This is a genomic window from Mesorhizobium sp. M4B.F.Ca.ET.203.01.1.1, assembly GCF_004791025.1.
GTDB lineage: Bacteria > Pseudomonadota > Alphaproteobacteria > Rhizobiales > Rhizobiaceae > Mesorhizobium > Mesorhizobium abyssinicae.
Genome location: NZ_SRUO01000002.1, coordinates 629,722 through 648,705, shown reverse-complemented (window position 1 = coordinate 648,705; position 18,984 = coordinate 629,722). Strand labels below are relative to the sequence as shown.

Below are 18,984 nucleotides of genomic sequence, written 5' to 3'. Positions count from 1 at the left end.
GACCTCACATCGTCCCGGAGAGATTGTGGCCGAACTTAACGATGGTCGCGATGTAGAAGATGATGACCAGCACCGCCAGCGCCACGCCGATGGCGACCGAGCGGCTGCGCCGCGCCTTCTGCTGGCGTTCGGTCAGCGTTACGAGCTCGAGGTTCTTGTCGGCCACGATCACATCCCCCCCATGGCGAGCGCGCGCCCGACCACGCAGTCGGCGAGGTAGACGGCGAAGATGGCGAAGAGATAGAGCAGCGAATAACCGAACAGCGCCTTGGCCGGCTTCATCTCCTTGTCGTCATCGGCCATGCCAAGCACTTTCCAGGCGTACCAGACGAAGCCGGCGCCAAGCACGGCGGCAACGGCGCCATAGGCTGCCGTGGTGAAACCAAGCGCCCAGGGCAGCACGCCAACCGGCGCCAGGATGACCGAATAGGCGAAGATCTGGCGGCGGGTCGAGGCCTGCCCGGCGACGTTCGGCATCATCGGGATGCCGGCGCGCTGATAGTCCTCGGACTTGAACAGCGCGAGCGCCCAGAAATGCGGCGGCGTCCACAGGAAGATGATCAGGAACAGGATCAGGCTTTCCAGGCTGACATTGCCGGTCACCGCCGCCCAGCCGATGACGGGCGGGATGGCGCCGGCGGCACCGCCGATGACGATGTTCTGCGGCGTCCAGCGCTTCAGCCACATCGTGTAGATGACTGCGTAGAAGACAATGGTGAAGGCAAGAAGCGACGCCGATAGCCAGTTGACCAGCACGCCCAGCGTCATCACCGACAGCACCGACAGCACCAGGCCGAAGCTCAGCGCCTCGCCGGGCGTGACGCGGCCAGCCGGAACCGGACGGCTCTTGGTCCTGGTCATCACCCGATCGATGTCGGCGTCGTACCACATGTTGAGCGCGCCGGAGGCGCCCGCTCCGATAGCGATCGACAGGATGGCGATCACCGCCAGCAGCGGATTGATGGTGACGGGCGCCGCAACCAGGCCGACAAAGGCGGTGAACACCACCAGCGACATGACGCGCGGCTTCAGGAGGGCGAAGAAATCACCCGCCGTCGCTTCCGACATGCGAAAGCCCGCTTCGTCAATCAATCTCTCGTCGACAAGGGCCATGCGTACTTAAAGTCCACTATTTCCGTTGGCCAAGACCGCCGGACGAGCCGGCGGTCTCGTATTCAAGCAAGGCTGCCGCCTACTTGATCTTCGGCAGCTGTTCCCACTGGTGGAACGGCGGCGGCGACGGCAGCTGCCATTCCAGCGTGGTCGCACCCTCGCCCCACGGATTGGCGCCGGCCACCCGCTTCTTCTGGAAGGCTTCGAACACGCCGTAGAGGAAGATCACGACGCCGACAGCCGAGATGTAGGAGCCGTAGGACGAGACCATGTTCCAGCCGGCGAAGGCATCCGGATAGTCGATGTAGCGGCGCGGCATGCCCGACAGGCCGAGGAAGTGCTGCGGGAAGAAGATCAGGTTGACGCCGACGAAGGTGACCCAGAAATGGGTGTTGGCGATGACGGGCGAGTACATGTAGCCGGTCATCTTCGGGAACCAGTAGTACCAGCCGGCGAAGATGGCGAAGACGGCGCCGAGCGACAGCACGTAGTGGAAGTGCGCGACGACGTAATAGGTGTCATGCAGCGGCCGGTCGAGGCCGGCATTGGCGAGCTGGACGCCGGTGACGCCGCCCAGCGTAAACAGGAAGATGAAGCCGATCGCCCACAGCATCGGGGTCTTGAGCGAGATCGACCCGCCCCACATGGTGGCGACCCAGGAGAAGATCTTCACGCCCGTCGGCACCGCGATGACCATGGTGGCGAAGACGAAGTAGCGCTGCGTGTCGAGCGACAGGCCGGTCGTGTACATGTGGTGCGCCCACACGATGAAGCCGACGGCGCCGATCGCGACCATGGCGTAAGCCATGCCGAGGTAGCCGAACACCGGCTTCTTCGAGAAGGTCGAGACGATGTGGCTGACGATGCCGAAGCCCGGCAGGATCAGGATGTAGACTTCCGGGTGACCGAAGAACCAGAACAGGTGCTGGAACAGGATCGGGTCACCGCCGCCATCCGGCGTGAAGAAGGTGGTGCCGAAATTGCGGTCGGTGAGCAGCATGGTGATGCCGCCGGCCAGGACCGGGAGCGACAACAGCAACAGGAAGGCGGTGATCAGCACCGACCAGGCAAACAGCGGCATCTTGTGCAGCGTCATGCCCGGCGCGCGCATGTTGAAGATGGTGGTGATGAAGTTGATGGCGCCGAGGATCGACGAAGCGCCGGCGATGTGCAGCGACAGGATCGCCAGGTCCATGGCGGGCCCAGGCTGACCGGATGTCGACAGCGGCGGATAGATCGTCCAGCCGCCACCGACACCGAAGGCGCCCGGCGCGCTCGGCACGAACATCGAGGTGAGCAGCAGGATCAGGGCCGGCGGAAGAAGCCAGAAGGAGATGTTGTTCATGCGCGGGAAGGCCATGTCCGGCGCGCCGATCATGATCGGCACCATCCAGTTGGCGAAGCCGCCGATCAGCGCCGGCATGACCATGAAGAAGATCATGATCAGCGCATGCGCGGTGGTGAAGGCATTGTACATGCTCTTGCCGCCGTCGATGGCGGCGTCACCGCTCATGCCGTAGACCATCTGCGCCAGACCGGTGAAGATCTGGATGCCCGGCTCCTGCAGCTCCATGCGCATGACGACCGAGAGCGCGCCGCCGATGATGCCCGCGCAGATCGCGAAGATCAGATAGAGCGTGCCGATGTCCTTGTGGTTGGTCGAATAGACCCAGCGGACCCAGCCATGATAGGGCTTGTGGTCGTGATCGTCGTGAGCTGCAGCCTCTGCCATGTTCCGCTCCGTTCCCTGATCTTTCCTGGCCGCGGCATCAGTTGCCGGCGGCCGCTACCTTGTCTTGAGCATCGACCTCGGCCATCAGCGCCTTGTTGGCGCCGGGCAGGTCGGTCCTGGCTGCGGCCAGCCAGGTGTTGTATTGCGCGTCGGAGACGACGCGGATGGCGATCGGCATGAAGGCGTGATCCTTGCCGCACAGTTCCGAGCACTGGCCGTAGTAGAGGCCTTCCTTCTCGGCCTTGAACCAGATCTCGTTAATGCGGCCGGGCACGGCGTCGGTCTTGACGCCGAAGGACGGCATGGCGAAGGCGTGGATCACGTCGGTCGCCGTCACCAGGACGCGGGTCATGGTGTTGACCGGCACGACCATCTCATTGTCGACGGCCAGCAGGCGCGGATAAAGCTTGCGGTCTTCCTTGCCGGCGGCGGCGCGGTCGGCGTCCTGGAGGATCGCGGAGTTGAAGGTGAGCGTCTTGTCGACCTGGTACTCATAGTCCCAGTTCCACTGGTTTGCGGTCGCCTTCAGGGTCAGCTTGGCTTCTTCCGGCGGCGTGTATTGCGCGGTCAGCAGCTGGAAGGAAGGGATGGCAAGGCAAAGCAGGATGACGACCGGCCCGACCGTCCAGATCACCTCGATCAGCGTGTTGTGGCTGGTGCGCGAGGGCACCGGATTGACGCTGGCGCGGAACTTCACGATGCAATAGGCGAGCAAAAACAGCACGAACAGCGTGATCGGCACGATGAACCACAGCGTGTAGTGCTCGAACCAGGTGACCTGCCGCATGATGTCGGTGGCGGCGGGCTGGAAGGTCATCTCCCACGGCTGCGGCTGGGCCGCATGGGCGGATGCGCCGGCAAAGACTGCGGCGGCGGCAGCGGCGCTTGCTAGGAATTTTCTCATCGCCCTCATCATCTCCCATTTCCTCGCGGCCGTGCGCGCAAGAATATCGAATAGCGCCGGGACGGGAATCCCGGACAGTCCCAAGGGTGGTTCAAACCATACTCTAATTGCCTCCGCAAGAAAGGAGCGGAGGAAACCGTGCGGCATTTTTGCGCGCAAGTGCAGCCGCGCCTTGAAGAGGGCAAAGCGGCCTCTGCCGATCACCGCCGCGTGATCGGCGACGAACACCCCGGGGCAGTCCGCCGGACGGTCGCAATTCGGGCGAAATTGGCTTGGAAAAGCGCTTGATTGCCCATATCCGGGCGGGCCGGCCCCGGTCCCGTCCTTTACTTGGCAGTCGCGCGGCTTCAAAGTGCCGTGATTCGCAATGGAGCCGTCATGAGACCCTGGCTTTCGAGAACCTTGGCGAAGGTCATCTTTCTCGCCGCCGTGCTTGGCGCCGGCCTGTCCGGAACTGGCGCGTCGAATGCTGCCCAGGCCAATGCCGCGCAGCAACCGAGCGGCACGGTGCGCTCGACGCATGGCGCGTGGTCGATCATCTGCGACACGCCGGCCGGCGCGACCTCCGAGCAATGCGTGATGATGCAGAACGTCGTCGCCGAGGACCGTCCGGAGATGGGGCTGTCGGTGGTCGTGCTGCGCACCGCCGACAACAAGGCCGAGATCCTGCGCGTGCTGGCGCCGCTCGGCGTTCTCCTGCCCAACGGGCTTGGCCTCAACGTCGACGGCAAGGACATCGGGCGGGCCTATTTCGTGCGCTGCTTCCAGGACGGCTGCTATGCCGAGGTGATCCTCGAAAAGCCGCTGCTCGATACGCTGAAGACCGGCACCTCGGCCACCTTCATCGTCTTCCAGACGCCGGAAGAAGGCATCGGCATTCCCGTCGACCTCAAGGGTTTCGCCGACGGTTTTGCCGCCCTCCCCTGATCCTGGCCGGCAAGGCTTCGACGACGTCGGGGGCCTGACACCGCCGGTGATCGGCGCTGTTGCCGATTGTCTCGGCGCGCCTTCGCCCCTACATCGGGGGAAACGACCAATCCTGCGGACGGACCTGCCATGAACAGCCTGATCGGCCAATTCGACATTTCCGACGATCGCATCAAGAAGATCGTCGCCGAGACCATCAGCGGCGCCGACGACGGCGAGCTTTTCCTCGAATACAGCGAGAGCGAGGCGCTGATGTTCGACAATGGCCGGCTGAAGACCGCCAACTTCAACACAGACCAGGGTTTCGGACTGCGCGCGGTGGCCGGCGAGGCCAGCGGCTATGCGCATTCGAGCGATCTTTCCGAAGCCTCGCTGCTGCGCGCGGCCGACGCCGTCTCGGCTGTCAAGGGCGGCTATTCCGGCACGCTTGCCGCGCCGCCCGCCCGCACCAACCGCCATCTCTATGGCGAGGAAAACCCGATCCCCTCGCCTTCCTTCGAGACCAAGGCGAAGCTGCTGCAGGAGATCGACGCCTGGCTGCGCGCGGAGGATCCGCGCGTGCGTCAGGTGACGGCTTCGCTGGCGGCTTCCTGGCAGCATGTCGAGATCGTGCGCGCCGACGGCCAGATGGTGCGCGACATCCGCCCGATGGTCAGGATCAACGTGTCGGTCGTGGTCGGCAGCGGCGACCGCCAGGAAAACGGCTCCTACGGCATGGGCGGCCGCAAGAGCTTCGGCGAGTTCCTGGTCGAGGAGAGCTGGAAGCACGCAGCCAAGGAGGCGCTGAGGCAGGCGCTGGTCAATCTCGAGGCCGTGCCGGCGCCGGCCGGCACATTCGACATCGTGCTCTCCAGTGGCTGGCCGGGCGTCATGCTGCACGAGGCCGTCGGCCACGGGCTGGAGGGCGACTTCAACCGCAAGAAGACCTCGGCCTTCGCCGGGCTGATGGGCCAGCAGGTGGCGGCGAAAGGCGTCACCGTCGTCGACGACGGCACGCTACCCGAACGGCGCGGCTCGCTGACCGTCGACGACGAGGGCACGCCCTCGGCGCGCAACGTGCTGATCGAGGACGGCAAGCTGGTCGGCTACATGCAGGATCGCCAGAACGCGAGGCTGATGGGCATGAAGGCGACCGGCAACGGACGGCGCGAAGGCTATGCGCACCAGCCGATGCCGCGCATGACCAACACCTACATGACCGCCGGCGACATGCAGCCGGAAGAGATCATCGCCTCGGTCAAGAACGGCATCTACGCGGTCTCCTTCGGCGGTGGCCAGGTCGACATCACGTCGGGCAAATTCGTCTTCGGCTGCACCGAGGCCTACATGATCGAGGACGGCAAGGTGACGCAGCCGATCAAGGGCGCGATGCTGATCGGCAACGGGCCGGACGCCATGCACCGCGTCACCATGGTCGGCAACGATATGAAGCTCGACAACGGCATCGGCATGTGCGGCAAGGCCGGACAGGGCGTGCCGGTGGGCGTCGGCCAGCCGCACCTGAGGATGAACCAGATGACGGTCGGCGGCACCAGGGTTTGAGCGATTACCGCCTTCGCTTCGGCTTCTCCAGCAGTGCGACGGCCTCGACATGCGGCGACCACAGGAACTGGTCGATCGGAGCGACACTTTTCAGCGCGTAACCGCCATCGATCAGGATGCGCAGATCCCGCGCCAGCGTCACCGGGTTGCAGGACACTGCGGCCACCAGCGGCACGTCCGAGCGGGCGATCTGCTTCGACTGGTCCTCGGCTCCGGCGCGCGGCGGATCGAAGACCAGGCCGTCGAAGGCGTTCAATTCCTTGAACGTCAGCGGCCGCCGGAACAGGTCGCGGCGCTCGCTCGTCACCCGCTTCAGTCCGCTGGCAAAACGGAAGGCGCGGTCGAGCGCTGCAAGGGCCGGCGCGTCGCCTTCGACGGCATGAACCTCCGACTTCGCCGCAAGCCGCAGCGCGAAGCTGCCGCAGCCGGCGAACAGGTCGGCGACCTTTTTTGCGCGCGACAGGTGCTGGCCGACCAGCTCGGCCATGGTCCGCTCGGCGGCTTCGGTCGCCTGGATGAAAGCGCCGGGCGGCACGGCTACGGCGACCGATCCAAACTGCACCACAGGCTTCTTCGGCTCGACGACGATCTCACCATCGACCGATAGTCTGGCCAACCCCTCGGCGGTGACGAAATTCGACGCGATGCGGCGCTGATGATCGCCCAGCTTGCCTCCGTCCTGGACCGCGACATCCAGACCGGATGCGGTCACGGTGACGGTCATGTGGAAGGCTTTCGAAGTGGCGCAGACCAGGTCGGCCAACGCCCGCAGGCGACCCAGCGCGGCAACGATCGTCGGCAGCGAGATCGGGCATTCCTCGATCGGAATGATCTCCGAGGAAAGCGCGCGCACGAAGCCGAGCAGCATGCCGGCCTCGGTGCGCCGGGCGCTGAAGACGACCCGGCGACGCGTCTCGGGCGCGCATGGCACCAGCGCGGCAACATCGCAAGCGATACCCTTGACCTTCAACGCCTGCTCAACCTTTTCGCGCTTCCACTGGCGGTAGGCCTCAGCCTCGAAATGCTGCAGCGCGCAGCCGCCGCATTCGGTGAAATGCCGGCAGGCCGGATCGATCCTGAGCGGCGATGCCTCCAGCACCGACATCAGCGTGGCGCGGTGCTTTTCGCGGGCGGCGGTGACCGTCTCGCCCGGCAGCGTGAAAGGGACAAAGACCTCGCCGCCGTCGGCCTCGGCGATGCCGTCGCCCTGCGAGCCAAGCCTGGCGATGGTGAAACGCGCGCTCATTTTTCATCCTTGATGGCGGCGAGCAGGAACTCGCGGTTGCCGTCGCCGCCCTCGATCGGCGAAGGATGCCGCCCCAGCACGCGCCAACCGGGAATGCCGCCAAGCCAGTCGCCGAGCAGGCCGGCGATGCGTTCGGCGTCAGCCTGATCCCTGATCAGGCCACCCTTGCCGATCGCCTCGCGGCCGGCCTCGAATTGCGGCTTGACCAGAAGCAGCGCCCTGGCGCCATCCCCGGCGATGGCAAGCGCCGGCGGCAGCGCCAGCTTCAGCGAGATGAAGCTGACATCGCAGACGATGAAATCGGGGACAACGCCGCCCAGGTCGGCGGACGAGAGATCGCGGGCATTGCGGCCCTCGATGACTGTCACGCGCGGATCGCCTGAGATCCCCGGATGCATCTGGCCGTGGCCGACATCGATCGCGGTGACGTGCGCGGCGCCGCGCTCGAGCAGCACCTGGGTGAAGCCGCCGGTCGAGGCGCCGATGTCGAGCGCTTCGCTGCCGGTGGGGTCGAGGCCGAACCGGTCAAGGCCGGCGATCAGCTTCAGCGCCGCGCGCGAGACATAAGCCTGCGCTGGGTCGTCGATTGCGAGGTGGCAATCGGCCTGGACGCTCTGGCCGGGCTTGCGGCCGATGGTGCCGTCAACCGTCACTGTGCCGCGCTCGACGGCGTCGCGGGCGCGCGAGCGGCTGGCGAACAGGCCGCGCTGGACGAGCAGTTCGTCGAGCCTGAGGCGCGCGCTGGCTAGCAAAGTGGAGTTCATCGGCCTTCCTTGGCGAAAGCCGGTCGCGAAGGCAAGAAGGGGATTAGAAGATGGTCCGCGAATCCGGCCGTTCGACGGCGGGCGCCAGACCGTCATTCCCGTCGCCGGAAGCTTGCCGGCGCTGCGGCTCGACCGGCACCGCCGGCGCGTTCTCGGGCAGCACGACGAGCTGCGGAACCTGCTTGTAGGAGAAGCCGCCGCGGATGTCGCCGATCTTGCCGGCGACTATGTCCATCGCCGCTTTTTCGAGATTGCGGTCGTAGCGCGTCTCGGCCTTCGCCGGTCCAGCGGCGAGCGCCAAAAAGGCGATGCCGCACAGAAACCTGTTCATTGTCGTTGCCCCTATCCCTCGGCAGGCTTCTAGCAGGCCGCCGTTGAGAAACGGCCAAGAGACAGGGTAAGCAAAGCGCCAAATGGCAGCGTAAACAATCGATTACGACAGCAAGCCGGCAAAGCGATTCAGGATGCTGATATCTTGAGTCAGGCGCTTCTGGCGCTGGCCGCGTGGCCGAGGGCGGCGAACACCGTGCGCACGATGCCGGCCGCGTCCAGGCCCGCATCGGCGTACATCTTCTCGGGCTTGGCGTGATCGGTGAACGCGTCCGGCAGCACGAGCGGGCGCACCTTGAGGCCGCCTTCCAGAAGGCCTTGATGAGCGAGGAACTGTAGCACCTGGCTGGCAAAGCCGCCGACCGCGCCCTCTTCCACCGTCACCAGCACTTCATGCGAGCGGGCGAGCCGGCGCACGAGATCCTCGTCCAGCGGCTTGGCGAAGCGGGCGTCGGCGACGGTGGCGGAAAGCCCGGCGGCGCCGAGTTCCTCGGCAGCGATCAGGCAATCCTGCAGGCGGGTGCCGAAGGAAAGCAGCGCCACCTTGGTGCCTTCCTTGAGAATGCGGCCCTTGCCGATGTCGAGCACCGAGCCGCGCTCCGGCATGTCGACGCCGACGCCGTTGCCGCGCGGGTAGCGGAAAGCGATCGGACCCTCGTCATAGTGAGCGGCGGTGCGCACCATGTGGCGAAGTTCCGCCTCGTCGGCGGCGGCCATGACGACGAAGCCCGGCAGCGAGGCGAGGAAGGTGGTGTCGAAGGCGCCGCAATGGGTGGCGCCGTCGGCGCCGACAAAGCCGGCGCGGTCGATCGGGAAGCGCACCGGCAGCTTCTGGATCGCCACGTCGTGGACGACCTGGTCGTAAGCGCGCTGCAGGAAGGTCGAATAGATGGCGCAGAAAGGCTTGTAGCCTTCCGTGGCGAGGCCGGCGGCGAAGGTCACGGCATGCTGCTCGGCGATGCCGACATCGAAGGTCCGGGCCGGGAAGGCCTCGCCGAAGAGATCGAGGCCGGTGCCGCTCGGCATGGCGGCGGTGATGGCGACGATGCGGTCGTCCTCGCGCGCCTCCTGGACCAGGCTTTCGGCGAAGACCTTGGTGTAGCTCGGCGCGTTGGCAGGCGCCTTGGCCTGCGCGCCGGTGATGACGTCGAACTTGTTGACGCCGTGATATTTGTCGGCGGCGGCTTCGGCCGGCGCGTAGCCCTTGCCCTTCTGGGTCACGACATGGATCAGCACCGGGCCGTCACCATTGTCGCGGACGTTCTTCAGCACCGGGATCAGGTGCTCGAGATTGTGCCCGTCGATCGGGCCGATGTGATAGAAGCCGAGCTCCTCGAACAGCGTGCCGCCGGTGACGTAGCCGCGCGCATGCTCGACGGCTCGTGTGATGGCGCGATCGGCGCGCTTGCCGAGATAAGAGGTCAGCTTCTTGCCGAAATCACGCAGGCCGAGATAGGCCTTGCCGGAGGCGAGCCGCGCCAGATAGGCGCTCATCGCCCCGGTCGGCGGCGCGATGGACATGTCGTTGTCGTTGAGGATGACGATCAGCCGGGCATCGAGCGCGCCGGCATTGTTCATCGCCTCATAGGCCATGCCGGCCGACATGGCGCCGTCGCCGATGACGGCAATGACGTTGTTGCGGCCGCCGGAGAGGTCGCGGCCCATCGCCATGCCGAGACCGGCGGAAATCGAGGTCGAGGAATGGGCGGCGCCGAACGGGTCGTATTCGCTCTCGGCACGCCGGGTGAAGCCGGAAAGGCCGCCCTCCTGCCGCAGGGTGCGGATGCGGTCGCGCCGGCCGGTCAGGATCTTGTGCGGATAGGCCTGGTGGCCGACATCCCAGATCAGCCGGTCGTCCGGGGTGTTGAAGACATAGTGGAGCGCAACGGTCAGCTCGACCACGCCGAGCCCGGCGCCAAGATGGCCGCCGGTGTGCGAGACGGCGTCGATCAGCTCTGCGCGCAGCTCCGAAGCGAGCTGCGGCAGCTCGCTTTCGTCAAGCGTCCTCAGATCCGCGGGGATGCGGACCTTGTCGAGGAGCGGCGTATCGGGCTTTGCGTTCACGGCTAAGGGCCTGGTCAAACCTGACGTTCATGCACGTTGATCATGGGCGAAATATGCCGCCGCCCGGCGAATGTAAATGCGTGTCAATGACGCGGATGCTTCTGGCGTTAATTGTCCGGTAACGGAATGAACTCTTCCTCGTCTCCAGGAACGATATCGAAGCGGCCGGTCTTCCATTCCTCTTTCGCCTGTTCGATGCGTTCCTTCGACGACGAAACGAAGTTCCACCAGATGTAGCGCCTGGAGCCGAGCGAGGCGCCGCCGAATAGCATGAAATGGGCGCCGCGCTCGGACGAAACGACGATTTCGTCGCCCGGTTTGAACACCAGCAGCCGCTCGGCCGGGAAACGGTCGCCCGCAATCGAGACCTCGCCTTCCAGCGTGTAGATGGCGCGCTCCTCGGCATCGGGCGGGATCTTGACGCTGGCGCCGGGCGCCAGCCTCAGATCGGCATAAAGGGTGTCCGAGGCTGCGGTTACCGGTGAGCGCAGACCGGAAAAAGCGCCGATGATGACGCGGCCGCTGATGCCCTCGGCATCGATCTCGGGCAAGCGGATCACGGCCGTGTTCTCGAAGACCGGAGCAACCTCCTCCTTACCGTCCGGCAGCGCCAGCCAGGTCTGCAGGCCGGAGATCGACATCGGCGCGCCGCGCAGTTCCTCCGGCGTCCGCTCGGAATGGACGATGCCGCGGCCGGCGGTCATCAGGTTCACATCGCCCGGCGCGATCACCATTTCGGTGCCGAGCGAATCGCGATGCCTGATCTTGCCATCGAAAAGGTAGGTCACCGTCGACAAGCCGATATGGGGATGCGGGCGCACATCGAGCGCGTGGCCGGCGCGCAGGATGGCCGGGCCCATGCGATCGAAGAAGATGAACGGGCCGACCAGACGACGCTTCGCGGTGGGCAGCGCGCGGCGAACCTCGAAGCCACCAATGTCCTTGGCGTTGGGTACGACCATCAGCTCGATCTGGTCGCAGGCGAACGCATCGCCAGGCTCAGGATCGTTTCCCGGAAAGAAGCTCATCTCGACCTCAGGCGAAACGGAGGGCGGACCTGGCCTTCGCCTTGGCCGCCTCTTCCTCGCGATTGCGTGGCTCCTGGTTGGTCTCGAGCGAGTCGATCAATTCACGCGCGATGGCGGCGATCGCCTCGACGGCGTGATGGAAGGCGTGCTCATTGCGCTTTGAGGGTTTGGTCGATCCGCTCAGCTTGCGCACGAACTGAAGTGCCGCGTCATGCACTTCGTCATTGGTTGCCGGCGGTTCGAAATTGGCCAGGGTCTTGATGTTGCGGCACATAGCTTAAACTCCTTACCTGCTGCCCGATCCCCTCCTGCCCGGATTGTGCACCACCGGAAGCTCAGGAAGCCGCCATTTGCAGGCCGGCTGAATATCAATACACCTTACTCGGCGTCGAGCGGCTCCGTGCCAACCGGCTTGCCGTCGCGCGACAGCCTGATCTTCTCGACCTTGTCCTCGGCCGCCTTCAGCAACCGGTCGCAATGGACTTTCAGCGCCTCGCCGCGCTCATAGATCTTGATTGACTGGTCGAGCGGCACGTCACCGCGTTCAAGATCGTCGACGATCTTCTCCAGCGCGTCGAGCGCCTGCTCGAAGCTCATCGCCTTGACGTCCTCGTTAGCTTCACCAGCCATAGTTCATCCCTTCATCAGCCGCCCGACATGGGCGGCGACCGAAAATGCCAGTCCCTGCAGATCGTAGCCACCCTCGAGCAGGCTGACGAGCCGGTTGCCGCTGTGGCGCGCGGCGCGCTCCATCAGCTGGCCGGTCGCCCAGTCGAAATCCTCCTCGGTCAGGTTGATCTCGGCCAGCGGGTCGCGATGGTGCGCGTCGAATCCGGCGGAAATGATGATCAGGTCGGGCGCGAAATTGTCGATCGACGGCAGCACGCGCGACAGGAAGGCGTCACGGAACGTCTCGCTGCCGGTGCGCGGCGCCAGCGGCGCGTTGACAATGTTGCCGGCGCCGGTCTCGCTCTTGGCGCCGGTGCCCGGATAAAGCGGCATCTGGTGCGTCGAGCAATAGAGCACCGAAGGGTCATCCCAGAAGATATCCTGCGTGCCGTTGCCGTGATGGACGTCCCAGTCGACGATGGCGACGCGCTCGGCCTGGTGCCTCTTCTGCGCGTAGCGAGCGGCGATCGCCGCGGTGTTGAACAGGCAAAAGCCCATGGCCGTGGTCTTCTCGGCATGGTGGCCGGGCGGCCGGGCGGCGACGAAGACATTGGCGGCGCGGCCGTCGAAAACGTCGTCGACAGCGGCATTGGCGGCGCCGATCGCCGTCACCGCCGCCTGCCAGCTCTTCGGGCTGGCGCTGGTGTCGGCATCGATCGAAGCGATGCCGGTTTCCGGAATGGCGGCGCGCACGCGTGCGACGTGATTCTCGGGATGCGCATAGAGGATGGTCGCCTGGTCGCCTTCCGGCGCCTTGACCCGGTCGAGCGCCGAAAATGCCTCGTCGTCCAGCACGCGCTCGATGGCGCGCAGGCGATCGGGCCGCTCGGGGTGGCCGGGCGGGGTCAGGTGTTCGAGGAAGACCGGGTGGGTGTAAAGTCTGGTGACCATGCCCCGATATAGGCGCGCAAGACCGGTTTGGCCATGTTTTCGCGCCGCCAAAGAGGAACGTTCAACAGGGATTAGGCTGGTTTCCCGGCTATTGGGGTGCGGGCTGCGTCCAGCGCGAGCCTCCGAACGAGGCCAGCGCCTTGTCCTTCAGTTCGCGGAATTTCGAGGAGGCTTCCGCCAGCCGGCGGTCCCAGTCCGGATTGGGCGCCTGGCCCTCGATGGTGGCGAAATAGACCTGCATCAGCGAGGCGATGGCGAAGGGCTCGATGAAGGCGGCCTTGAAGGCCCAGGCAAAAACGATGGCCAGGACGAAGGCCCAGCCGGCAAGCTGGCCTGGCATGACCCAGAGGATGGCGCCGGCCGGCGCCAGCATCAACAGGAAGATGACGAAGGACACGCCCCACATGATCACCGCCAGCCAGACCGCGTTCTTGACCATGGTCTTGCCGTTCTGCGCATAGAGCACAACGCCTTGCCGGGCGGTCTCGAAGGGCGAGGTGGAATTGATGCGGATGTTGTAGCCGAGGATGATCTCGTCGACATAGGTCAGCGACATGCGGATCACCGTGTTGATGAAGCTGACAAGGCCGTTGAGACCGGGAATGGGCAGGAAGGCGGCGATGCCGCCGATGAGGCCGGTGATGGCTCGGATGGCGCCCTTGACCAGCTGGTCGATCACGAACAGCACATTGGCCTCGGCGAAACGCTCGGTCACCACGGCCCTGGCATAGGAGATCTGGTTCTGGCCGTCGGGAACGTCCTGGCCGTCGATCAGATGGACCATGACGGCGATATGCCCGGCCTTGAGGACGTAGAGGATGTATTCGCGGATCCAGTAGACGGCTACCGAGACGATGCCGAAGCCGACCACGCCACCCCATAGCGCGAAGGAGAGCGGCCCATCGGGATCGGTGGAGATGTGGCCGACGCCATAGCCGACGCTGGCCCCGGTCCCGGTCGCCATGATGTAGGCCAGCGTGATGCCGAAATAGACAACCATGCGAAAGACGATGAAAGGCCATGTCCTGATCATGATGGACACCGACCGGCCGATGCTGAAGTCCCACATGGCCCGACTCTCCCGCCTCAGAGATGGTTGAGGAGGATGCGCTCGCCCCGGCGATTGTCAATCTTGGCGACGCCGCGCCGACCTAAAACCGGTGCACAAACCGCGCGTCATGGTTAGCTGACCGTGTGCTCAGGGCTGCTTGCGCAGCCCCTCGAGCAGTTGCTTGAACGCAGCCACCGCCTTTTTCGACGTCGCTTCCGGATCCTGCGAATTGGCGATCCGCTGCGCAGCCTGGCTGCTCGCGCCGTTGATCAGCCGCGCCGTGGTCTCGGGATCGAGGTCGGCCACGACCACCCCCTCCTCCTGCAGCCTGGTCAGGTGATCGGTCATCGACGCCGTGCATGCGCTGGCGTTCGGCCACTGCGCGGGATCACCCAGTACCGCCGGAGCATCGCGGAACATGATGCGCTGGATCTCCGGCTCCAGCGCCAGTTCGATGTAAGTGGTGCATTCGTCGACGAAATGCTGCCAGCGGGTCGGCGCCCTCGCCGCCACCTCGTTCACCCGGGCAGCCATCTCGCCGTCGATCTCGGCGATGACCGCCTGCAGCAATCCCCTCTTGTCGCCGAAGTGGTGATAGAGCGCGCCGCGCGTCAGCCCGGCCGAGGCGGTGAAATCATCCATCGAGGCGTCCGCATAGCCGATGGTGCCGAAAGCGTGGCGGGCGGCCGCGATCAGCTTGGCGCGCGTCTCGGCAATCATCTCCTTGCGAGGTCGGTGCATACGGTCTGGCCCAACTTACATACGCATCGTATGCCAATTGACATACGCGGCGTATGATCTATCTGATTTCATACGCAACGTATGTAATTGCCGATCCGTCCCTTGTCGAGGAGCCAGAGCATGCAAAATCCCTATACGGAAATATTTCGAGCCCCCGGCACCAAGGGTTTCGCGGCGGCCGGCTTCGTTGCCAGGCTGCCGATCGCCATGGCGCCGATCGGGATCGTCGCCATGCTGTCGCAGACGCATGGCGAATACTGGCTGGCCGGCGCCGTTTCGGCGAGTTTCGCGCTGGTGAACGCGTTTATTGCGCCGCAAATATCGCGGCTGGTGGATCGCCTCGGTCAGACGCGCATCGTCGTGCCGACCACGGTGATCGCCGTGCTCGCCTTCGCAGTGCTGATCGCGGCGGCCAACCAGGACTGGCCGATATGGACGCTGTTCGCCTCGGCGCTGCTTGCCGCTGCCATGCCCAGCATACCTGCGATGGTGCGCGCCCGCTGGACGGAGATCTTCCGTGACCGCCCGGAGCTGAATACCGCTTTCGCCTTCGAGTCTGCAGCGGATGAACTGGTCTATATCGCCGGCGCATCGCTGTCGGTCGGGTTGAGCACCGCGCTGTTCCCGGAAGCGGGCATGCTTGCCAGCACTCTGTTCCTCGCATTCGGCTCGGCGGCCTTCATCCTGCAGCGCGCGACCGAACCCAACGTGCGGCCACAGGAACATGGTTCACGCGGCTCGGCGATCCGCCTGCGGCCGGTTCAGGTCATAACGTTCGCCCTGATCTTCATCGGCGCCACTTTCGCCACCACGGAAGTCAGCACCGTGGCGATCACCAAGGAGCTCGGCCAACCGGAAGCGGCAAGCCTGGTCATCGGCGTCTACGCGCTCGGCTCGTTCGTGCTCGGCATCATCATCGGCGCGCTCAACCTGAAAATGCCGCTGCAACGCCAGCTGGCTGTCGCCGTCGCCGTCATCGCGCTCACCACGCTGCCGCTGCTGGCCGCCGGCACGGTACCGCTGCTGGCGCTTGCCGTGTTCGTCAGCGGCGTGGCGATCTCGCCGACCTTCATCACCGCCTTCGGCCTGATCGAGCGGCGCGTGCCCGAAGCGATGCTGACCGAGGGCATCACCTGGGTGACGACCGGAATCGGCATCGGCATGGCGCTCGGCTCCTTCGCCGCCGGCGCGGTGGTGGACGCGTTCGGCGCGCAGAACGGCTTTCTTGTGTCGGTGGCGGCGGGCGCGATCGCGCTGGCGACGGTTCTTATCGGCCAGCGCAGCCTGGCCGGTCCGGATTGCGATCTTGCCGGATGTGAGGCGGAGGCGGTTCCCGCGGAGTGATGTCGTGCGCGTCCGGTCCTGCAAGGGGCCGGGCGCCTTAGAGGATCTCGGTCTTGGCGATATGGATGCCGAAACCTTCGAGGCCGACATAGTGGCGCTCGCGCGAGGCGATCAGGTTGATCGACGAAATGCCCAAATCTTTCAGGATCTGCGCGCCGAGGCCAATTTCGCGCCATTCGCTTTCGCGCCGGCGGGCTTCCTCATGATCCTCGCGCTCGCCGCTCACCGGCCGCTTGCGCTCCTGATGGGCGACGCCGACCGAACCCTCGCGCAGATAGACGATGACGCCGCGCTTTCGCTCGCCCATCGCCTTCATGATGGCGTCGAGCCGGTGGCTGGTGCCGAACACGTCGGTGACGACATCCTCCGAATGCAGGCGCACCGGCACCTCCTCGCCGTCGCGGATATCGCCGAAGACGATCGCGACGTGATGCATCGAATCCCAGGGCAGCGTGTAGGTGAAGACCTGCGCCTTGCCGCCAAGCGTGTCGATGTCGGAACAGGCGACGCGCTCGACCAGCGTTTCCTTGCGCTGCCGGTAGGCGATGAGATCGGCGACCGAGACCTGTTTCAGGCCATGCTGCTCGGCAAAGGCCTGAACCTCCGGCCCGCGCTTGACGGTGCCGTCGTCGTTGACCAGTTCGGAAATGACGCCGATCGGCGGCAGGCCGGCAAGCTTGCAGAGGTCGACGGCCGCTTCGGTATGGCCGGAGCGCATCAGCACCCCGCCCTCGCGGGCGACCAGCGGGAAGATATGTCCGGGACGGACGAAATCGGAGGCGCCGACATTGCCGTTGGCAAGGTTGCGCACGGTGAGCGTGCGATCGTCGGCGGAGATGCCGGTCGTGGTGCCGTGCTTGAAATCGACGCTGACGGTGAAGGCGGTGGTGTGGGCGGAATCGTTGTCGGCCACCATCGGCGCAAGGTTGAGGCGCTTTGCCTCCTCGCGCGGCATCGGCGTGCAGACGATGCCGGAGGTATTGCGGACGATGAAGGCCATCTTCTCCGGCGTGCAGTGGACGGCGGCGACGATCAGGTCGCCCTCGTTCTCGCGCCCGTCATCGTCCATCACGACGACGATCTCGCCGCGCTCGAAGGCGCGGATGGCTTCGACGATCTTCTTCTGGTCGTATGGCATGGAAATGCTCGCTTCGCTCGCCAGGGAGTAGGGGATAGGGCAGTAAGGGAGTATGGAAAAGGAAAATGTTTGGCGTGGCGAAACGCGACGTAACATATTCCCCTATTGCCTTACTCCCCTATTCCCTTCCCCGTCTGTCCTCTGTGCCGCAGATAGTGATCGGCGATGGCGCAGGCAACCATGGCCTCGCCGATCGGCACGGCGCGGATGCCGACGCAGGGGTCGTGGCGGCCCTTGGTCATCACCTCGACGTCGTTGCCGTCCTTGTCGATCGATTTGCGCGGGGTCAGGATCGACGATGTCGGCTTGACGGCGAAACGGGCGACGATCGCCTGCCCGGTCGAGATGCCGCCCAGGATGCCGCCGGCGTGGTTGGACAAAAACACCGGCTTGCCGTCATTGCCCATGCGCATCTCGTCGGCATTCTGTTCGCCGGTGATGCGGGCTGCCTCGAAACCGTTGCCGATCTCGACCCCCTTGACGGCATTGATCGACATCAGGCCGGACGCGATGTCCTGGTCGAGCTTGGCATATATCGGCGCGCCGAGGCCGGCCGGCACGCCTTCGGCGGCGATCTCGATGATGGCGCCGACCGACGAGCCCGCCTTGCGGATGGCGTCGAGATATTGGGTGAAGACGGGGACCGATGCCGGGTCCGGCGTGAAGAACGGATTGTCGGCATCGCCGATGAAGTTCCAGTTCCAATTGGCGCGATCGATGGATTTCTCGCCCATCGAGACCAGCGCGCCGCGCACCACCATGCCGGGCACTACCTTGCGGGCCAAGGCGCCTGCCGCCACTCTAGCTGCCGTCTCGCGGGCCGAGGAACGGCCGCCGCCGCGGTAGTCGCGCAGGCCGTATTTGACCTCATAGGTGTAGTCGGCATGGCCCGGCCGGTACTGGCGGGCGATCTCGCCATAATCCTTGGAACGCTGGTCGACATTCTCGATCAGCATCGACACCGGCGTGCCGGTGGTGATCATCGTCTCGCCGTCCTCGTCGAGGATGAAGCCGGAGAGTATCTTGACCTCGTCCGGCTCGCGGCGCTGCGTCACGAAACGCGACTGGCCGGGGCGACGCTTGTCGAGTTCGGTCTGGATGTCCTCACGCTTGAAACGGATGCCGGGCGGGCAGCCGTCGACGACGCAGCCGAGCGCCGGCCCATGGCTCTCACCCCATGTGGTGACGCGGAACAGGTGGCCGAAAGTGTTGTGAGACATGGAAAACGCCCTGCCCGGCGGCGGAGCCGGAAGTCCAAAGTGGTGCGGCGTCCCTTGCGCGTCAAAAAACACGCGCAGCGCTGCACGCTGCCTTCTATTGGCGTTTTGCAAAGCGGTCAAACTGTGTGTGCGGGGAGACCTGCGCTGCCACGAACGGCCAGGGCTGCTGCCCCACCCTGCCGCAATGATCAAGAGCACGCCGCGCGAGTGGCTGCCACTCATTTCTCGTGAAAGGAACCGTCGTTGGAACTCGCGATCGCACCTTGAGCGAAATAGGTCG

19 protein-coding genes are annotated in these 18,984 nt (G+C 65.2%); 3 read left to right on the top strand and 16 right to left on the bottom strand.

The window, feature by feature from the left end; all coding sequences use genetic code 11:
• Nucleotides 1–4: 4 nt before the first annotated feature.
• From EN846_RS06405 to coxB, 4 genes are all read right to left on the bottom strand, one after another.
• Entirely contained in the window at nt 5–166 is a 162-nt protein-coding gene (locus EN846_RS06405) for a hypothetical protein (protein ID WP_127282507.1), read from the bottom strand.
• A 2-nt stretch (nt 167–168) separates the two neighbouring features.
• Entirely contained in the window at nt 169–1,113 is a 945-nt protein-coding gene (locus EN846_RS06400) for a heme o synthase (protein WP_127392058.1), read from the bottom strand.
• Nucleotides 1,114–1,192: 79 nt separating this feature from the next.
• A complete protein-coding gene (gene ctaD / locus EN846_RS06395) occupies nt 1,193–2,845 on the bottom strand; it encodes a cytochrome c oxidase subunit I (RefSeq protein WP_127282509.1) in 1,653 nt (550 codons plus the stop codon).
• Nucleotides 2,846–2,882: 37 nt separating this feature from the next.
• Nucleotides 2,883–3,749, bottom strand: a complete 867-nt coding sequence (gene coxB / locus EN846_RS06390; RefSeq protein ID WP_187331211.1) for a cytochrome c oxidase subunit II — start codon at nt 3,747–3,749, stop codon at nt 2,883–2,885.
• 378 nt (nt 3,750–4,127) lie between these two features.
• Here coxB and EN846_RS06385 point away from each other — a divergent pair, with 378 nt between their 5' ends.
• A complete protein-coding gene (locus tag EN846_RS06385) occupies nt 4,128–4,676 on the top strand; it encodes an invasion associated locus B family protein (protein WP_127282511.1) in 549 nt (182 codons plus the stop codon).
• A 129-nt stretch (nt 4,677–4,805) separates the two neighbouring features.
• Nucleotides 4,806–6,218, top strand: coding sequence for a metalloprotease TldD (gene tldD, locus EN846_RS06380; protein ID WP_127392057.1), 1,413 nt, complete (start codon nt 4,806–4,808; stop codon nt 6,216–6,218).
• A 4-nt stretch (nt 6,219–6,222) separates the two neighbouring features.
• Here the strand turns inward: tldD and EN846_RS06375 are convergent, their stop codons facing one another.
• The 10 genes from EN846_RS06375 to EN846_RS06330 all read right to left on the bottom strand — a co-directional run bounded on the left by EN846_RS06375 (nt 6,223) and on the right by EN846_RS06330 (nt 15,002).
• Complete coding sequence (locus EN846_RS06375; protein ID WP_135858553.1) at nt 6,223–7,464, bottom strand: class I SAM-dependent RNA methyltransferase; 1,242 nt, start codon at nt 7,462–7,464, stop codon at nt 6,223–6,225.
• On the bottom strand, nt 7,461–8,228 hold the full coding sequence (locus EN846_RS06370) for a TlyA family RNA methyltransferase (RefSeq protein ID WP_127391312.1): 768 nt from the start codon (nt 8,226–8,228) through the stop codon (nt 7,461–7,463). The genes EN846_RS06375 and EN846_RS06370 overlap by 4 nt, the downstream gene beginning before the upstream one ends.
• A gap of 43 nt (nt 8,229–8,271) precedes the next feature.
• Entirely contained in the window at nt 8,272–8,559 is a 288-nt protein-coding gene (locus EN846_RS06365; RefSeq protein WP_127391313.1) for a hypothetical protein, read from the bottom strand.
• A gap of 149 nt (nt 8,560–8,708) precedes the next feature.
• A complete protein-coding gene (dxs, locus tag EN846_RS06360; protein WP_127391314.1) occupies nt 8,709–10,622 on the bottom strand; it encodes a 1-deoxy-D-xylulose-5-phosphate synthase in 1,914 nt (637 codons plus the stop codon).
• Between the two features lie 107 nt (nt 10,623–10,729).
• Nucleotides 10,730–11,650 carry a pirin family protein gene (locus tag EN846_RS06355; protein ID WP_127391315.1) on the bottom strand — a complete coding sequence of 307 codons (921 nt, stop codon included), beginning with the start codon at nt 11,648–11,650 and terminating at the stop codon, nt 10,730–10,732.
• Between the two features lie 7 nt (nt 11,651–11,657).
• Nucleotides 11,658–11,924, bottom strand: a complete 267-nt coding sequence (locus EN846_RS06350; protein ID WP_127282518.1) for a DUF2277 domain-containing protein — start codon at nt 11,922–11,924, stop codon at nt 11,658–11,660.
• A gap of 104 nt (nt 11,925–12,028) precedes the next feature.
• The gene (locus EN846_RS06345) at nt 12,029–12,280 is read right to left on the bottom strand and encodes an exodeoxyribonuclease VII small subunit (RefSeq protein WP_127282519.1); all 252 of its coding nucleotides are present in this window, start codon (nt 12,278–12,280) and stop codon (nt 12,029–12,031) included.
• A 3-nt stretch (nt 12,281–12,283) separates the two neighbouring features.
• Complete coding sequence (locus EN846_RS06340; protein ID WP_127310677.1) at nt 12,284–13,210, bottom strand: histone deacetylase family protein; 927 nt, start codon at nt 13,208–13,210, stop codon at nt 12,284–12,286.
• Nucleotides 13,211–13,298: 88 nt separating this feature from the next.
• Nucleotides 13,299–14,279, bottom strand: coding sequence for a hypothetical protein (locus tag EN846_RS06335; RefSeq protein ID WP_127282521.1), 981 nt, complete (start codon nt 14,277–14,279; stop codon nt 13,299–13,301).
• Nucleotides 14,280–14,408: 129 nt separating this feature from the next.
• Entirely contained in the window at nt 14,409–15,002 is a 594-nt protein-coding gene (locus EN846_RS06330) for a TetR/AcrR family transcriptional regulator (protein WP_126055934.1), read from the bottom strand.
• A 120-nt stretch (nt 15,003–15,122) separates the two neighbouring features.
• Between EN846_RS06330 and EN846_RS06325 the strand changes: the two genes are divergently transcribed.
• The gene (locus EN846_RS06325; protein WP_127310678.1) at nt 15,123–16,346 is read left to right on the top strand and encodes an MFS transporter; all 1,224 of its coding nucleotides are present in this window, start codon (nt 15,123–15,125) and stop codon (nt 16,344–16,346) included.
• Between the two features lie 37 nt (nt 16,347–16,383).
• Here the strand turns inward: EN846_RS06325 and ribB are convergent, their stop codons facing one another.
• Together ribB and aroC are read right to left on the bottom strand one after the other, a co-directional pair.
• The gene (gene ribB, locus EN846_RS06320; protein WP_127310679.1) at nt 16,384–17,484 is read right to left on the bottom strand and encodes a 3,4-dihydroxy-2-butanone-4-phosphate synthase; all 1,101 of its coding nucleotides are present in this window, start codon (nt 17,482–17,484) and stop codon (nt 16,384–16,386) included.
• Nucleotides 17,485–17,594: 110 nt separating this feature from the next.
• Entirely contained in the window at nt 17,595–18,704 is a 1,110-nt protein-coding gene (aroC, locus tag EN846_RS06315; protein ID WP_127282524.1) for a chorismate synthase, read from the bottom strand.
• Between the last annotated feature and the right edge of the window lie 280 nt (nt 18,705–18,984).

Bases quoted from the DNA above. Each gene is read 5' to 3' on its own strand.
- EN846_RS06340 (WP_127310677.1), bottom strand. From the start codon at position 13,210: ATGGTCACCAGACTTTACACCCACCCGGTCTTCCTCGAACACCTGACC.
- EN846_RS06400 (WP_127392058.1), bottom strand. From the start codon at position 1,113: ATGGCCCTTGTCGACGAGAGATTGATTGACGAAGCGGGCTTTCGCATG.
- EN846_RS06385 (WP_127282511.1), top strand. From the start codon at position 4,128: ATGAGACCCTGGCTTTCGAGAACCTTGGCGAAGGTCATCTTTCTCGCC.
- EN846_RS06375 (WP_135858553.1), bottom strand. From the start codon at position 7,464: ATGAGCGCGCGTTTCACCATCGCCAGGCTTGGCTCGCAGGGCGACGGC.
- coxB (WP_187331211.1), bottom strand. From the start codon at position 3,749: ATGAGAAAATTCCTAGCAAGCGCCGCTGCCGCCGCCGCAGTCTTTGCC.
- EN846_RS06365 (WP_127391313.1), bottom strand. From the start codon at position 8,559: ATGAACAGGTTTCTGTGCGGCATCGCCTTTTTGGCGCTCGCCGCTGGA.
- EN846_RS06355 (WP_127391315.1), bottom strand. From the start codon at position 11,650: ATGAGCTTCTTTCCGGGAAACGATCCTGAGCCTGGCGATGCGTTCGCC.
- ribB (WP_127310679.1), bottom strand. From the start codon at position 17,484: ATGCCATACGACCAGAAGAAGATCGTCGAAGCCATCCGCGCCTTCGAG.
- EN846_RS06330 (WP_126055934.1), bottom strand. From the start codon at position 15,002: ATGCACCGACCTCGCAAGGAGATGATTGCCGAGACGCGCGCCAAGCTG.
- EN846_RS06350 (WP_127282518.1), bottom strand. From the start codon at position 11,924: ATGTGCCGCAACATCAAGACCCTGGCCAATTTCGAACCGCCGGCAACC.
- EN846_RS06335 (WP_127282521.1), bottom strand. From the start codon at position 14,279: ATGTGGGACTTCAGCATCGGCCGGTCGGTGTCCATCATGATCAGGACA.
- EN846_RS06345 (WP_127282519.1), bottom strand. From the start codon at position 12,280: ATGGCTGGTGAAGCTAACGAGGACGTCAAGGCGATGAGCTTCGAGCAG.
- aroC (WP_127282524.1), bottom strand. From the start codon at position 18,704: ATGTCTCACAACACTTTCGGCCACCTGTTCCGCGTCACCACATGGGGT.
- tldD (WP_127392057.1), top strand. From the start codon at position 4,806: ATGAACAGCCTGATCGGCCAATTCGACATTTCCGACGATCGCATCAAG.
- ctaD (WP_127282509.1), bottom strand. From the start codon at position 2,845: ATGGCAGAGGCTGCAGCTCACGACGATCACGACCACAAGCCCTATCAT.
- EN846_RS06370 (WP_127391312.1), bottom strand. From the start codon at position 8,228: ATGAACTCCACTTTGCTAGCCAGCGCGCGCCTCAGGCTCGACGAACTG.
- EN846_RS06325 (WP_127310678.1), top strand. From the start codon at position 15,123: ATGCAAAATCCCTATACGGAAATATTTCGAGCCCCCGGCACCAAGGGT.